Source organism: Zhouia amylolytica AD3, from assembly GCF_000511935.2.
Taxonomy (GTDB): domain Bacteria; phylum Bacteroidota; class Bacteroidia; order Flavobacteriales; family Flavobacteriaceae; genus Zhouia; species Zhouia amylolytica.
Genome location: NZ_AYXY01000023.1, coordinates 621,645 through 637,965, shown reverse-complemented (window position 1 = coordinate 637,965; position 16,321 = coordinate 621,645). Strand labels below are relative to the sequence as shown.

Genomic DNA, 16,321 nt, shown 5'->3' with positions numbered 1-16,321 from the left:
AAAAGCAATTATTACAATGAGAAAATTTTTAAGCATTACCTTAATTCTAAGTGCCTGCTTGTTGGTGAGTGCACAAAAAATTGAGATTAAACCCTATTTACAGGATGCGAACCCTACATCAATAACCATAATGTGGCAAACAGATAGAGGGGATGAAAGCATTGTAGAGTGGGGAACAACCCCTAAACTAAAAAATAAAACCAAAGGAGAATCCTTTGATATTAACTTTACGGATGCCAGAGTGCATAGCGTAACCTTAACAGGGTTAAAGAAGTTTACCGAGTACTATTACCGGGTTAAAACGGGGAAAGCAAAATCAGATATCTATCAATTCAAAACCCCTCCTTTCGCTGAAGACAAAGAATCATTTAGCCTGGTTGCTATGAGTGATATGCAGTACGATCATAACAACCCTGATAAGTTTGGTGAAATTGTAAATGATGGAATATTGGCTTACTTGAATGAAGAATTTGATGGGAGTGTGCCTGAAAATCTTGCCATGGTACTCATACCGGGAGATTTGGTGGAGAACGGCACTAAATATGACCAATGGCAAAATCATTTCTTTAACCCGGCAGAGAAACTTTTTTCAGAAGTTCCTGTATATCCTGCAGTAGGAAATCACGAAGGAAATTCAATCTTTTATTTCAAATACTTCAGTCTTCCCAAAAATGGGAGCCCTGAATATGCAGAACATTGGTGGTATAAGGATTATGGAAATACCCGAATCCTCGGACTCGACTCAAATAAAGGATACCGCGATATCAGACAACAATTAGAATGGCTCGACAAAGTGTTGAAAGAAACCGCTTCTAATGAAGATATTGATTTTGTCTTTGCACAGATGCACCATCCACATAAATCTGAATTATGGATTCCCGGAGAGGAAGATTTTTCCGGGAAAGTGGTAGAACGTTTAGAAAAATTCACAGAAGATTCAGGGAAACCCAGTATACACTTCTTTGGACATACACATGGATATTCACGTGGACAATCAAAAGATCACAAACACCTTTGGATCAATGTAGCATCAGCAGGGGGTGCTATCGATAACTGGGGTGAATTTGAAGGTCGTGATTACGATGAGTTTACAGTTACCCAAGACGAGTACGGGTTTGTAATGGTAGAAGTGGATCCTAATAACGGCGATCCGAAGTTTACCGTGAAACGCATTAGTCAGGGAAATAGAGTGAATCCAAGAGACAATGAACTTACCGATAGTATTACCGTTTGGAAATACAGTAAGGAACCATTGGCACCAAACCCTTTAGCTCCGCTAAAAGATAAGGTCAATCCAGGGAAGGTGGTCCTGAAGGCCTCCGCCTTCAAGAGTGATCGGAGGGATGCCTTTCATGCAGCTTCCAACTGGCAAATTAGTACAAGTCCGGACTTTAATAAGCCCATTGTTGATAATTGGAAACAGTTTGAGAATTGGTACTACAAAGAAAACAGACAAGCCGACGACGATCTTACGGATGAAAAGATTTACAGGCTATTGCGCGATAATACACAATATTATTGGAGAGTGCGATATAGAGATCAAAACTTAAATTGGAGTCCTTGGTCTGAAACAGCCACGTTCACTACCACAGAACGCGTTGATTAATTTAGTTGGTTTTTTGTGAAAATGCCTTATTTTATGCGATGATAGGTGTTTTTAATTAAAAAAAGTCAGGTTACTACCTGACTTTTTTGTTTTATAGTTTTAAGCTTATTCTTTTTAAGGTGTTAACACTGCTCTGCCTTTAATTTTTCCGTTTAATAACTTATCATAAACCTCGTGGGCCTGTTCTAGTTTGTATTTTTCAATGTCAATTTTGATCTTTCCATGTCGTGCCAGTTCAATAACCTCCATAAGTTCTACCCGAGTGCCCCAATATGGTGTTGATATTCGAGTTCCAAGAGGAACAGCCATCGCATGAAAATCTAAATGTCCACCACCCAGGCCTACAATCGTTAAATCACCGTTGAGCCCTACTACTTGTTGTCCAATGTTAATTGTTGGTTGAATCCCTACAAAATCTAAAACAACCGCAGCTTTCTTTATACCCGTTATTTTTTGAATTTGGGAAACAACATCATCATCGGTAGTATTGATTACGAAATCCGCACCGTGATCTTTAGCTAGTTGTAATTTGTCAGCGGTAACATCTCCGGCAATTATGGTAGCCGCAGAGGTCGCTTTTAATATTTGTAATGCAACATGACCCAATCCGCCAATACCCAACACTACGACAAAAGCGTCTGAAGTAAGCTTATCTTTTGACCTCCTGATGGCAGCATATGGGGTTAGTGCAGCATCTGTTAATGGAGCTGCCACTACCGGATCAAGATCTTTAATATGAACCAGTAATCGAGATGATGGAACCAACATAAAATCAGCCATACCTCCATTTAATCCTAGCCCACCTCCATATGGATTTTCACTTTGGTGATCGCAATAATTTTCTGCAGACTGCTGACACGGTTTGCAATGACCACAGCCCCAGGGACCATAAACTAATACAGCATCTCCTTTTTTAAACCCTTTAACCCCGTTACCCGTGGCTTCAATCCAACCGGCATTTTCATGTCCTAAAGTAAATGGTTGGGGGTCTTCGCCCATGATACCGTCGTGAATAACGTGAAGATCAGAATGACAAACACCGGCTCCTCCTATTTTGATAAGAACTTCATCGCCCTGAGGTGTTGGTTTGTCCATCGTTTCAATTCTAACATCATTGGTTCCGTAAAATCTAACAGCTTTCATACTTGATGGTTTTTTAGGTGAATATTTAATTGAGATAGCGATTTAAAGATACGAAAAGAGCTATAGCTTAGGTGTTAACAAATCGTTTAATCTTTTGAGTTTAAGTTCGGTGTATGAGTCATTAATATCGTGCTTGAGGACTTTAGAAATAAAACAATCTCAATTGGTTAGTTTTTACGAGATCCTCAGAAAATTTGACGCCGGGGAATTCAAATCCATTATAATTATAAATTTATGGTTACATTTAGATGCATTTGTTAATTCTTTTAATGAATAACTTTAAAAAAATAATCAAAAGAGAAGTATCCTTTTTAAGCTCTGCAAAAAACCGATTCTTACTAATCGGTTTTGTTGCTATCTATGCCATATTATTTATAACACTATATGAGCCTTTTAATATTAATCAATGGGGAGGTAATTATTATTGGCAATTTATAATGGTGGGAACTGCAATACTTTTTGTGACCCAATTTGCTTTAAGGTCCTTGTTTCGAATCAAAAACTTTACATATTTAAGTCTGTTTTTATGGTATCTCCTGGAGGTGATCATTATGGCGTATTTCTTTTATCTTTTGTTCGGTGATGAGTTATCTGCATATTCAGAACAGTTCAAGGAGTATCTTTTAACTTTTAGATATACTGCCTTGATCCTGATCGTTCCATATACTGTTTTTGTTTGGTATATGGAGCACAAATACAGGTATAGTAAATTAAAGGCAGAGAAGGCTGAGATTATTGAAGCCGGCACCAAAGATAAAGACAAGCTTCTTACCATAAAGGGTGAAAATGGAAAAGTAGCATTGGCCATTAAATATGGTCAGTTGGTTTATGTGAAGTCTGCAGGGAATTATCTCGAACTTTTCTATATGAAAGGAGAAACACTGGTGAAAGAACTTATAAGAGGAAGCATAAAAGAATTCGAAGTTAATATCCAGGATTATAAACCCTTGTTACGGATACATAGATCTTATATTGTTAACTTCAATTACCTCCATTCATTCAAAAGAACCAAAAAAGGTTATATCTTAATTATGCAACACGTTCCGGATGTTGAATTATCCGTATCCTCTTCTTATAAGGATATATTCGAAGAACGATTAAAAAAAGTATCCTCCCCTTTGGTCACAACATAGGGTTTTTTCGTCACAAAACACTTGTTTACAAGGCTCCTGTAAAGATTCACTTCTTAAATTTCCAATAACTGTTTAGCTGTAAAACTTCTTTAAACAGATAGAATTAGTTTTTAGTTATAGCAAAAAATGGATATTAAAAAGATCGTTTTAAGAGGTGTCATTTTTATGACTTTTGTGTGCACTTTATGGGGGCTGGTAAGTTTGGGTATTAAAGATTCAGCCTATTATAAAGTGCCACAGCTAAACTGTGATTGCCCTCCGGGTTTTAAACTTAATGAAAACAATGAATGTATAGCCCAGAATTTATACATGGCCTATACCACAGAAAATGATCATGGAGTTGGCGGATTAAAAACAGCACTCCCTAAAGTAAGAGACGGTTTTTCTCCCCAACAAATTGATTTGGGACGATACTTGTTTTTTGATCCCGCACTGTCTAAGGATGGTACCATTTCATGTGCCACTTGTCATGATCCTGAGAAGGGGTTTAGCGATGGACTTGCCGCCAGTGTAGGAATGAATGGATATCAGCTAACTCGTTCTGCACCCTCTCTTTGGAACGTAGCCTATTTGAAACTGTTTTTTTGGGACGGACGTGCCAAATCACTTGAAGAACAAATGAAAGGGCCGCTCTTTTCAAAAGAAGAAATGAATAATACCCCGGACAACCTCTTGAACACCTTAAACAATATTGACAATTACAAGGTCCTTTTTGAAGAAGCTTTTCCAAATCGGAATAATAATACGATAACATTAGAGGAAATTTATACTGCAATCACCGCCTTTGAAAGCTCTCTGATTTCACTCAATAGCAGATACGACCAATATGCACATGGTTATCATAAGGCTTTGAATGAAAAAGAAATAGAAGGCCTAAATGTATTTAGATCCTTTGTAGCCAGATGTGCAGAATGCCATACCCCTCCGCTCTTTACCAACCAACAAATTGCCGTTTTAGGAGTGCCGGAACCAGATGGGAAACCCTTAGACCCTGGAGCCGAAATACCCTATAACGATAAAACCATGCGCGGAGGGTTTAAAGTGCCCAGCCTGAGAAATATTGAGAAAACAGCCCCTTATATGCATGCCGGAAATTTCAATACTTTAAGGGAAACAGTACAGTTTTATACCGATGGACGAGGACATGCAGTACCGGAAAATGAAGAACTTCGAATTCATTGGCACATATGGGAACCAGAATTATCAGATGATGAGCTGGACAGGCTGGTAGATTTTCTGAAAACCCTTACCGATGAAACCTTTATGCCGGAAGTGCCAACAGAACTTCCTTCCGGATTATCCAATACAAACCATAACTCTTAAGACCACAAAAAATGAAGAAAAGATCAGTTTTATTAAAAACTATTGGAGCATTTGCGTTTTTGCTCATAGGATTGTTTTTGGGAAGAATGATTTTTAAACCAAAAAAAGTTGAGACCGTACCCATTCCTTCCACAATGCAGTATTGGAATACAGGAGCTTCAACAGATACTTCCGCAGTAGGACAAGCTGCCAATTTTACAGGGAATATTATCAAAGTAGAAGATGGAGGCTCAATACGAGAAGCTGTTCTTAAAGCACAACCCGGCGACCTTATCAGAGTTTATCCGGGTACTTATTCAGAAACTGTGTATATCGACAAGGATAATATAGGTATTCAGGGAGTTATAGTCGATGGAAAGTGGCCTGTTATGGATGGTAAAAAGGAATTGAATGATGCCATCTTGTATTCAGGCAATGGAATAACCATCGAGAACCTGAAGATCATTAAATACAAAGGAAATGGTATCATGGGGCAGGCTGGAAATAATTTCGTGATACGAAACAACTGGATTATTGATACTGGCGTTTATGGTATTTTTCCGCAGTACGGTAAAAATGGAATAGTAGAATACAATATCCTCACCGAAATTGAAGATGCGGCCATTTATGTGGGAATGTGTGATAATGTAGATGTAAAGTATAACGAAGTGTTTGGCAATGTGGCAGGTATCGAAATAGAAAATTCTAGGCACTGCCTCGTAGAGAGTAATTATGCGCACAACAATACCGGAGGTATCCTGGCTTTCCTGACTCCCGGATTGCCAATAAAAACAATTTTCGATGTAATAATTCGTAACAATTTTGTTATTGGGAATAATCATGAGAATTTTGGAGCCCCGGGTTCTATAGTTTCTGGGATTCCGAAGGGTACCGGAGTGCTTATAATGGCAGCTGATGATGTAATTGTCGAAAACAATATTATTGCAAATAATGATAACGCCGGAATTACCATAGTCGACCTGGCTACCGGTGCACCTACTGCTAACGATCCAAATTCAGAGCCTAATCCTGATCGCGTGGTCATTCTCGATAATTTTATGATTGAAAATGGTAATAATCCGGTTGGTGAAATTAAAGCTTTAATGATGTCTCAGCTTAAAACCAAAGGACCGGATATTCTCGCTATGGGAGGAGGTACCGGAAGTTCTATCAGAGATAAAAACAGATACCGCACTTTTGGTCTGGGCAATTATGGGACAGCAGAAATTACGGATACCAAAGATATAACCACCTTTACTTTTAAAGAACCGGTAGCACCAAGGTCAGTTTCTAAAGAGGAATTAGGAGAACTCACCTATTATGGCGTTTGTGCAGGCTGCCACGCTTTCGATACACGCCTCATCGGGGTGCCGACTAATATCATACAGGCCGTTTATGAAGGAAACCCTCAGGGAATTGTAGACTACATTAATAAACCCTGGAATTTACGAGACGATTATCCGGACATGCCTTCGCAGGCATACCTGCCGGAGGATGCTAAAATGGCCGTGGCAGAATACATCTTGTCTCTCAAAAAGTAAGATCCATTCCACATAGACAAATATCACTACTAACTAACCAAACTATAACTGTATGAACAAACTTTTATTACAAGGTGCCATCCTTTTGTTTTCGGTCATGACTTTTGCCCAGCATACCGTCTCTGGATTGGTGCTTGAAAAAGATACCAATACACCTCTGGTAGGGGTTGCCGTTCAGGTAAAGGGAACGAATAATGGAACCGCAACTGCTTTCGATGGACAATTCAAACTCGAAGGAATTCAGAAGAATGACGTTTTAGTGTTTTCTTATTTAGGCTATGAAACCAAAGAAGTGGCTGTTGAAGGAAAAGAAAATTTAAATGTAAGCCTGACACTGCAAGCTGAAGAGATGGATGAGGTGGTGGTTACGGCTTTAAACATACAAAGAGATAAAGAATCACTTGGTTATTCGGTTTCTCAAATTAAATCGTCAGAAGTTAATGTTGCACGTGAAAACAATGTAATGAACTCCTTGTCAGGAAAAGTTTCAGGCCTGCAAATTACCCAATCAAATACCGGAGTTAATGGCTCGAGTCGAGTTTTACTTCGGGGAGTTACAACGATTTCAGGATCTAACAGACCGCTTGTGGTAGTCGATGGTATTCCAATAAATAATGGTTCCGGAGGAGCCTCTTCATGGGGCGGAGTTGATCGAGGCGATGATTTATCTGATATTAATCCTGATGACGTGGCATCGATCAGCGTTCTGAAGGGAGCAGGTGCAGCAGCGGCTTATGGTTCGTTAGGTATGAATGGGGTGATTCTTATCACTACAAAATCAGGAACAAAGCGTAAAGGGATTGGAATTTCCCTTAATTCTTCCTTTGCCTTTACTGAGGCCTATTTAACCCCCGATCTTCAAAATGAATACGGTACCGGAGCCTTTGGTAGTTTTGCACCCATAGCTGCCGATGGAAGACCGGTACTTGATTATCCATATTCGTGGAGTTGGGGACCGAGAATGGAAGGACAGGAATATACCAATTGGTTAGGTAGGCCTGATACATTCTTACCACAAGGAAATCCTTATGAAGCCTTTTATTCAGACGGTTATTCAGTGTCGAACACCATTTCTTTTGAAGGAAAATCTGAAAAAGGCTCCTTCCGATTATCCATAACCGATGAAGACGGACAAGGAATAATCAGTAATAATACGCTTTCAAAGCAAACCTTTAATATCAGGGGAGCCACCAAATTATCTGAAAGATTAAATATTGAAGGGAAGATGACCTATTTAACATCAGAGACCTTAAATAGTCCGCAATTGGCAGAAGGTGCTGGGAATACCGCCTTACAATTATCCCTTATGCCAAGAGATATACGTTTAAGCGATGTTGCAGACAATACAGTAGACGCAAATGGAAATGAAATAAAGTGGAACCTCGATAATACTTTTAATAACCCTTATTGGGCTTTAGAGAATACAGGGAATATAGATAAGCGCGATAGGTTTCAAGGATTTTTATCTGCGAAATGGGATGTAAATGATGATTTTAATATTACCGCTAAAACCGGAATGGATTATATTGTATTTGATTTTACCAGTTTTGGAGCCAGAGGATCTCAAGCGGTTCAAAATGGCCTTGGAAATTATGCCCACAACACAGGTAAAGAGCGAATTTGGAATTCAGATATACTCGCCACCTATAATACCAACATAGGAGAATTTAAAATTACGGCCAATCTCGGAGCGAGTTATAGAGATGAAAACAATAGCTATGTTAATATTTGGGGAAATGACAGTAAGGTGTCAAATTTCTACCAGATCAATAACTATAAAAATACTTTTAATGATGAATCGGTATACCGGAAAGGAGTAACTTCTTATTACGGATTGGCACAGCTGAGCTATGGAGGGTTTTTATACTTCGATGCAACCCTGCGAAACGACAATTCATCAACACTTCCAAAGGATAACGATTCGTATTGGTATCATTCCGAAAACATGAGTTTACTTTTTACCAAACTTCTGGGAATGGACTCGAAAGTTTTTAACTACGGAAAAATCAGAGGTTCCTATGCACGAGTTGGTAACGATACCAGTCCATACCGAACCCAAGCCGTTTACGACATAGACCAAACCGTTACCTTGCCTTATACTGTAGCCTCCATACCTGGAAGCCTGCCTTCTTTTGACCTTAAACCGGAAACCTCAAATTCCTGGGAGGTAGGAACAGAACTTGGATTTTTTAAGAACCGAATCTTTATCGACTTTACGTACTACCAGACTAAAACCAAAGACCAGATTATGGCAGTACCGGTTTCAGGGGCAACAGCCTATAATTCAAAAGTGGTAAATGCAGGGAGTATCTCTAATAAAGGAATCGAATTGCAGTTTAATACAATCCCCGTAGAAACCAAGGATTTTAAATGGGATCTGGGTTTCAACTTCACGAAAAGCGACTCAAAGGTTGAATCACTGAACGAGGGGCTGGAAAGTATTACCCTAAACACGCTCTGGTCCGTGTCTGTTGAAGCACGACCTGGTGAGGAGTTTGGGACTATTTACGGCTATGATTTTAAAAGAGATAACTTCGGAAGAAAGCTCATCACAGATCAGGGACTCGCCCAAAGAGGAGATCGTATCAATATGGGAAGTATAAATCCTGATTGGTATGGTGGTTTTAATACCAAGTTCACTTATAAAAATATTTCTTTAGGTGCGTTGGTAAGTATACAACAAGGAGGTGAATTTTACTCTTATGGAAGGGCCTACAGAACATTTTTTGGTACCGATGTAAGGAGTTTACCCGGGAGAGAAACCGGCTTTATTGAAGAAGGGATTAATGAGAATACGGGCTTTCAAAATGAAACGCCTGCCGATGCGATGCTGAGACAATACAATAATATTTTTGTGAGTGAAATCGCTACAGAGCAAATTCTTGATGCCAGTAATGTGAAACTTAGGGAACTAACACTTAGTTATAATTTTTCTGAAAAGATGCTTCAAGGCACCTTCATTCAAAGGGCCAGTTTATCCGCAGTCGGAAGAAATTTACTCTTTTTCTATAACGCCGCCGATGATATAGATCCGGAAGCGACATACAGTAGCGGTCCGGCTTCAACTGCATTTGAACACTCTTCATTGCCATCGACAAGAACATACGGACTCAACTTAAAAATTGACTTTTAAAGCTGAAGATTATGACAACTAACCACAGATTTATTTTTAGAATTTTAGTAGCTCTTATAATCGCATTTACCGGGGTTTCTTGTGATGATCACCTCGATGATCTGAGAGAAAATCCCAATGCGGTAACATCTATAGATGATGCGGCTTTATTTACGAAAGCAGTTCGTAGTTTGTTTCAGGGCACAACAGACCAGTCTGCTTATCGCTTTTCAGGTCATTATGGGCATTACTTAGTAGCGGGTAGTACAGCCCGTATTCCGGATCAGTATGGCGATGGATTCGACGGTCAGTATAATGATATGTTTACAGGGATGTATGGAGGAGTGATTCGCCATATAGAGGAAGTGCTTCAAATTACCTCGAATACTGAAACGAAGAATGAACTTCGCTATGCTATGGCTGATGTTATTGCCGTACTAGGCTATGCAAAAATTACAGATGCCTTTGGTGAGATACCTTATACAGAAGGAGGTAAAGGAAAATCCGCAGACATATTACAACCGAAATACGATACACAAGAGTTTATTTATAAAGACCTTATTGATCGCTTGTCGAAAAGTATTCAAGTGATTAAAACCGCAGATCCTGCTATGGGATACCCCGATAGTGACCCTATATTTAATAACAATCTAAATCTCTGGATGCGTTTTGCCAATAGCGTACGTCTTCGCTTGGCTATGCGCTTGCGCTTTGCTGATACCGAATTTTCCAGTCAAGTGGTAAGTCAGTGTGCCAATGAGCCTTTAATGGAATCTAATGATCATAATGCCTTTATGATTGAAACCGAAGGAAATGGTAATAACTGGTTTACCTATCGCACCGGATTCCCATCCATAAAAATGTCTGCCAAACTCATTGAGCAATTGCAACAAACCAACGATCCCAGGTTATCAGTTTTTGTAGAGCCTGATGGAAATGGAGCCTATACAGGGATGACTAACGGGTTAAACGATGCTGCTTTTGGAAGCTCGAATTTTGCTGCAAAATCAGATATGGGAATCGCACTGTCGTCTAAAGACAGCGAATTATACCTGATTACGGCAGCAGAGGTTTGGTTACTTAGAGCCGAAGCAGCACTCGCATACGATAATGATGTCGCCCGGGCCGATGAATTTTATCGAAGCGGGTTGGAAACTGCATTAAGACAATGGGAGCTTGACGAAGCATCAATAAATGATTTCATGGCAACACCCCATGGGTCACTCATGGGTGTTAATGATGAAGAACAGATAGGAGTACAAACCTGGCTGGCATTGATACCTAATTATTTTGAAGGGTGGTCTCATATAAGAAGAACGGGCTATCCGGAAATTCCGCAAAGAACGGCTCCAGATTTAGCAAAAGGTGTAACTAACGGAATTTTACCAAAACGCTTTTTATATTCTTCCTTTGAATTAAGTGCTAATTACAATAATGTGATGGAAGCTATATCAAGGCAAGGAGATAATAAGATCGATACAGCAGTGTGGTGGGATATAAAAGATTAATTCTTGAATGCTTCGTGAGATTTTTAACGTCAAAAAAGACTTCAATATGAAAACATTTAAAATATACGGGATACTAATACTGGGAGTATTGTTATCCAATTGTAGTAGTGATGATATCGAAAGTCCTTTAGCCGATTTTCAATTTCTAATCGAGGGAACGCAAGTTACTTTTAACGGAACGGTGGCTAATGCAAATACAATTTCCTGGGATTTTGGAGATGGAGAAACCAGTTCGGAAGAAGACCCTGTACACGCCTATTACGAAGCGGGAACCTATACAGTAGTAATGACAGTTGCTGGTGATCACGGTACCTTCTCAGAATCCAAAACAGTAACGATTTTGCCATCCCTGGAGATATTACTCACAGGTGGACAGGCGCGCCCGGAAGGAAAATCATGGAGACTCAAAAAAGCCTATACCTCCGGGAAAGAAGGAGCCGGATTGGTAGCGAATGATTTAGGTCTTTTACTTCCCTCACAAGACAATCTCTTAGACCTTATAGGTTTGGGAGCTTCCTATGAAGATACCTTTACTTTTGTACACGACGGTGGTTATAAGGTAGATAATAAAGACGGACAAAGTTTGATGGGATTGGTGCTCGCCAGTATCGAATATCAAGAAAGTATAACGGCGATTTCATATGATATAAATAACGTACCTCTGGCTCATGTGCTATATACTCCAAAACAGGATGCAACCTGGCAGTTGGTAGATGGAAATTTTACAGTTGATGCCGCCACTGGCCCCGTTCAGTTTACCAATAAGAAACAATTGGTACTGGATGAGTATCTTGGTTTTAAAGACAAAAAAGTGTTGGTTATTCTCAAAGAACTTACCGAAAACACCATGAATGTGGCTATCGGAATTCATACAGAACCTACCGTTTACGATAAGCCGACGTTATTATTTCATTTGTCTTTTGAGGCAGTGAATTAAAATGTTTTAAATTAGGGGGTACGATGGAAACCATTTTTAAAAAACGTGAAATGGACGAGGATTTATTAAAACAACAAGATGCCTTTTTTAATGCTCAGAAAACTAAAGATGTTTCTTATAGAAAAGAAATGCTTGTGGCGCTTCGAAATGAAATAGAGATAAATGAAGAAGCTATTTGTGATGCTATTTATGACGATTTCAAGAAACCGCAGTTTGAAAGCATGGCTACAGAAACCCAGTTGGTTTTAGCAGAACTTAATTTGATGATTAAGAGGATACGTCAGTGGGCTAGTCCCACCAGGGTATCGACAAACCTGCTCAATTTTCCGTCTTCAGACCGCATTTATAAAGAACCTTTTGGTAAAGTATTGATCATAGCTCCATGGAATTATCCATTTCAACTAGCTATTGCTCCACTTATTGGGGCTGTTGCGGCAGGAAATACAGCTGTTATAAAGCCTTCCGAACTAACACCTAATACTTCGGCTATTATTGCTAAAATAATCAAGGCAGTGTTTCCCGTAGAATATGTGTCGGTCGTAGAAGGGGGTGTTGAGGTGTCTCAAAAACTATTATCCTTTAAATGGGATTATATATTTTTCACCGGGAGTACGGCGGTGGGTAAGATCGTATATAAAAGTGCCGCTGAACACCTAACCCCTGTAACCCTTGAGTTGGGAGGGAAAAACCCATGTATAGTAGATGAAACGGCCAAAATAAACCTGGCAGCCAAGCGTATTGTTTGGGGAAAGTTTATTAATGCAGGGCAAACCTGTATAGCGCCCGACTACATTTTAGTACACCATAAGGTCAAAGACCAGTTACTAGAAGCGCTAAAAAGAAATATTGAAAAGAGCTATGGTAAAAATGTTGAAGCATCTCCGGATTTTGCCAGGATTGTAAACCATAAGCACTATAAACGTTTGATATCTTTATTAGAAGATGAAAATGTTGTATTTGGTGGGTTAACCAATGAATCTGATAATTATTTGGCTCCTACTTTGGTAAATGAACCAGATTTGGAAGCAGCCATTATGAAGGAGGAGATTTTTGGTCCCATTCTGCCAATCCTTTCCTATAAAAATGAAGATGATTTAACGAAAATAATGGGGAAATACAGTAAACCGTTGGCTACTTATATATTCTCAACCAAAAGGAAATTTCAGAAAAAGATAGTGCATTTGAATAGCTTTGGTGGAGGAGCTATAAACGATACCATCATACATATTGCAAATAAAGACTTGCCTTTTGGAGGGGTAGGAGATAGTGGAATAGGAGCCTATCATGGTAAATTGTCTTTTGACCTTTTTTCGCATCATAAATCGGTATTGAAAAAAGCGAACTGGATAGATGTTCCCTTGAGATATCCACCGTATAAGCTTCCTCTAAAGCTGGCTAAAAAAATCAAGTGGATGTTTTAGGGAAATTAAAAGAAGTAATATTAACTATAATAAGTGTTATAAGTTGTCAGTAAGAGCGCCCACCTGAACGGTAAGGGCGCTCGCCCTGACAGAATCAACCAAATATTTCTTTATAGTTTTTCGAAAATATCAGCGTAACTATAAATTAAATTTTATACCCTGTGCTAAAGGTAGTTCCGTACCATAGTTAACAGTACAGGTTTGCCTTCTCATATAGCCTTTCCACGCATCAGAGCCACTTTCTCTGCCTCCTCCGGTTTCTTTTTCCCCACCAAAGGCTCCGCCAATTTCCGCCCCTGAAGTCCCAATATTAACATTGGCAATACCACAATCTGAACCTGTTGCAGATAAGAAGGTTTCCGCCTCTCTCATATTTAAAGTAAAAATGGCAGAAGACAATCCTTGCGGAACATCATTTTGTAAGGAAATGGCGTCCTCCAGCGTTTGATACTTCATCAAATAGAGAATGGGGGCGAAAGTCTCATGCTTTACAATTTCCATAGCACTGTGAGCTTCAATAATGGTAGGCTCCACATAACAGCCAGATTGGTACATGGCTCCTTCTAAGACTTGACCTCCGACACAGATGTACCCACCCTGTTCCTGCGCAGTTTTTATAGTGTTTTGATAATTTGTAACGGCGTCAGTATCGATAAGCGGACCAACATGATTGTTTTCGTCAAGTGGATTTCCAATACGGATTTGTCGATATGCATCAACTAGTTTTTCTTTCAAAGTTTCGTACTGACTTTCATGAACAAGAAGACGTCTTGTACTGGTACATCGCTGACCCGCAGTTCCAACGGCTCCGAATACAATGGCTGGAATGGCTTGCGTAAGATCAGCATGCTCCGTAACAATCATTGCATTATTTCCTCCCAATTCTAAAATTGTTTTTCCTAATCGCTTGGCTACGGTTTCCGCAACACTCTTTCCCATTCTTGTGGAGCCAGTGGCAGATACCAAACTGATATTGGTGTCTGAAGCCATTAAATTCCCTATCGAGCTATCACCTATAATAATATTACTCACCCCTTCAGGTAAGTCATTCCGTTCTAATACTCTTTTAAAAATCTCCTGGCATGCTATCGCAGAAAAAGGTGTTTTTTCAGAGGGCTTCCAAACACAAACATTCCCACATACCCAGGCTAAGGCAGTATTCCAGCTCCAAACCGCCACCGGGAAATTAAAAGCAGAAATTATTCCCACAATACCTAGAGGATGCCATTGTTCAAACATTCTGTGGTTTGGACGTTCGGAATGAATCTGCAGACCATAGAGCTGTCGCGAAAGACCCACGGCAAAGTCACAGATGTCAATCATTTCCTGAACTTCTCCGTAACCCTCTTGTAAGCTTTTACCCATTTCGTAGCTTACAAGTTTTCCGAGATTTTCCTTCTCCTTTCTTAATTCCTCTCCATATTGTCTCACAATTTCACCTCTTTGAGGGGCTGTTAAAGTTCTCCAGATCGGAAAGGCCTCTTTTGCTTTAACAATTACAGCATTGTAATCAGACGCTTCAGCTAACCTGACCTCACCAATGGTTTTCCCGTCGGCAGGAGAAGAAATTACAATTTTTTCTCCCTGGCCAACCTGCTCATTTAAACCGGTGCTTATACTGTAAAAAGGTTCTTGTATGTTTAAGTTATTTAAAAGGGTATGAATAGTCATTATTTAAATTTTAGTTTGCTCGTTATACGTGCTTTCAAATATTTTATCAGCATTTGCTGATTCAAAGCCATCTCTTCGATGTTCTCTTTTTAATTGATTTTTATTTAAGTGTTCATATTCCGGTAAAGGAAGTCGCTCAGCAAATTCAACATAGCTGCCGGAAATTTTCATTTTCTGATCATTGGCGAAAGTAGCTTCAATGACTTCAGCGACCGAACTACTTTGTTTTAGTAGGCCATCCTTGCTTATTTTAATCTTCCCACCTGCTGTGTTTAAGCTAATGCCAATATGTTCTAAAAAGGCATTGAACTTCGCTATAGTGTTGTATTGCTCAGGAAATTCATGCACACTCAATGTGTAATGGTTGAGATAATACCTGTTATAGATTACCCATGCGGCATATTCACTCTCTCTCGCTAATTGTTTGTAATCCTCAATGGTTGGTAGTTTCCACAAAGGCTTATAAAAAAAGTCACCAACCGCTTTCGGATCGTTTAAATCGATATCGTCTACCGGATCTTTTACAATAGCATCTGTGTAAGAATGAATAATGTCCTGAGAAGCATTTGAAAGCTCATTAACCCTTAATTCACTTATAAAAATTCGTGGATAATGGGGCATAGGAGGTGCATACCAATAAGCGTTAAGCTTCTTCTCTTCGAATGAATAGTAATCTTGTTTCACATATCCATAATGAAGAAAGATTTTCTCAAATGATGAGATACCCAGGTTCGGAACTCCAAGGGTTCGAAATGCAATATGATCATTAACAATGTCATCTTCAGAGGTAATGATGCCTTCTTCAATCATTGCACGGTTTATTTTAGCCACATCCGGAACTCTCTTTAAATACGGATCGAAAAGGGCTTTGAAAACTTGATCTAGTTGGTTTTGTAACATTTTTATAGTCTTTATGTTGTTTTTATAACAACGCGAATTTAAACAAA

At 39.3% G+C, this 16,321-nt stretch carries 11 protein-coding genes; 8 read left to right on the top strand and 3 right to left on the bottom strand.

The annotated features are described in order from the left end of the window. The first annotated feature begins 16 nt into the window (after positions 1-16). A complete protein-coding gene (locus P278_RS13570; protein WP_038267823.1) occupies positions 17-1,606 on the top strand; it encodes a purple acid phosphatase family protein in 1,590 nt (529 codons plus the stop codon). A gap of 114 nt (positions 1,607-1,720) precedes the next feature. Here P278_RS13570 and P278_RS13565 read toward each other — a convergent pair whose 3' ends face one another. After that, the gene (locus P278_RS13565) at positions 1,721-2,749 is read right to left on the bottom strand and encodes an NAD(P)-dependent alcohol dehydrogenase (protein ID WP_038267820.1); all 1,029 of its coding nucleotides are present in this window, start codon (positions 2,747-2,749) and stop codon (positions 1,721-1,723) included. Between the two features lie 269 nt (positions 2,750-3,018). On the opposite strand from P278_RS13565, the gene P278_RS13560 reads away from it, so the two are divergent. The 7 genes from P278_RS13560 (at position 3,019) to P278_RS13530 (ending at position 13,703) form a co-directional block, all read left to right on the top strand. Then, positions 3,019-3,882: a LytTR family DNA-binding domain-containing protein gene (locus tag P278_RS13560; RefSeq protein ID WP_038267817.1), complete on the top strand. Its 864-nt coding sequence runs from the start codon at positions 3,019-3,021 to the stop codon at positions 3,880-3,882. A 126-nt stretch (positions 3,883-4,008) separates the two neighbouring features. Next, positions 4,009-5,205 (top strand): cytochrome-c peroxidase, encoded by a 1,197-nt coding sequence (locus P278_RS13555; RefSeq protein ID WP_038267813.1) that lies wholly within the window; start codon positions 4,009-4,011, stop codon positions 5,203-5,205. 11 nt (positions 5,206-5,216) lie between these two features. After that, the gene (locus P278_RS13550) at positions 5,217-6,725 is read left to right on the top strand and encodes a parallel beta-helix domain-containing protein (RefSeq protein WP_038267810.1); all 1,509 of its coding nucleotides are present in this window, start codon (positions 5,217-5,219) and stop codon (positions 6,723-6,725) included. A 52-nt stretch (positions 6,726-6,777) separates the two neighbouring features. Continuing rightward, complete coding sequence (locus tag P278_RS13545; protein WP_082436167.1) at positions 6,778-9,858, top strand: SusC/RagA family TonB-linked outer membrane protein; 3,081 nt, start codon at positions 6,778-6,780, stop codon at positions 9,856-9,858. 11 nt (positions 9,859-9,869) lie between these two features. After that, positions 9,870-11,345 carry a SusD/RagB family nutrient-binding outer membrane lipoprotein gene (locus P278_RS13540; protein ID WP_038267805.1) on the top strand — a complete coding sequence of 492 codons (1,476 nt, stop codon included), beginning with the start codon at positions 9,870-9,872 and terminating at the stop codon, positions 11,343-11,345. A 46-nt stretch (positions 11,346-11,391) separates the two neighbouring features. Beyond that, positions 11,392-12,282 (top strand): PKD domain-containing protein, encoded by an 891-nt coding sequence (locus tag P278_RS13535; RefSeq protein WP_038267803.1) that lies wholly within the window; start codon positions 11,392-11,394, stop codon positions 12,280-12,282. A 50-nt stretch (positions 12,283-12,332) separates the two neighbouring features. Then, the gene (locus P278_RS13530; RefSeq protein ID WP_038268027.1) at positions 12,333-13,703 is read left to right on the top strand and encodes an aldehyde dehydrogenase; all 1,371 of its coding nucleotides are present in this window, start codon (positions 12,333-12,335) and stop codon (positions 13,701-13,703) included. 138 nt (positions 13,704-13,841) lie between these two features. Here P278_RS13530 and amaB read toward each other — a convergent pair whose 3' ends face one another. After that, complete coding sequence (gene amaB, locus P278_RS13525; protein WP_038267801.1) at positions 13,842-15,374, bottom strand: L-piperidine-6-carboxylate dehydrogenase; 1,533 nt, start codon at positions 15,372-15,374, stop codon at positions 13,842-13,844. Positions 15,375-15,377: 3 nt separating this feature from the next. Further along, positions 15,378-16,274 (bottom strand): DUF1338 domain-containing protein, encoded by an 897-nt coding sequence (locus P278_RS13520; RefSeq protein ID WP_038267798.1) that lies wholly within the window; start codon positions 16,272-16,274, stop codon positions 15,378-15,380. Positions 16,275-16,321 lie beyond the last annotated feature (47 nt).

Coding starts and splice junctions, on each gene's coding strand:
- P278_RS13570 (WP_038267823.1), top strand. CDS start 17: ATGAGAAAATTTTTAAGCATTACCTTAATTCTAAGTGCCTGCTTGTTG.
- P278_RS13565 (WP_038267820.1), bottom strand. CDS start 2,749: ATGAAAGCTGTTAGATTTTACGGAACCAATGATGTTAGAATTGAAACG.
- P278_RS13560 (WP_038267817.1), top strand. CDS start 3,019: ATGAATAACTTTAAAAAAATAATCAAAAGAGAAGTATCCTTTTTAAGC.
- P278_RS13555 (WP_038267813.1), top strand. CDS start 4,009: ATGGATATTAAAAAGATCGTTTTAAGAGGTGTCATTTTTATGACTTTT.
- P278_RS13550 (WP_038267810.1), top strand. CDS start 5,217: ATGAAGAAAAGATCAGTTTTATTAAAAACTATTGGAGCATTTGCGTTT.
- P278_RS13545 (WP_082436167.1), top strand. CDS start 6,778: ATGAACAAACTTTTATTACAAGGTGCCATCCTTTTGTTTTCGGTCATG.
- P278_RS13540 (WP_038267805.1), top strand. CDS start 9,870: ATGACAACTAACCACAGATTTATTTTTAGAATTTTAGTAGCTCTTATA.
- P278_RS13535 (WP_038267803.1), top strand. CDS start 11,392: ATGAAAACATTTAAAATATACGGGATACTAATACTGGGAGTATTGTTA.
- P278_RS13530 (WP_038268027.1), top strand. CDS start 12,333: ATGGACGAGGATTTATTAAAACAACAAGATGCCTTTTTTAATGCTCAG.
- amaB (WP_038267801.1), bottom strand. CDS start 15,374: ATGACTATTCATACCCTTTTAAATAACTTAAACATACAAGAACCTTTT.
- P278_RS13520 (WP_038267798.1), bottom strand. CDS start 16,274: ATGTTACAAAACCAACTAGATCAAGTTTTCAAAGCCCTTTTCGATCCG.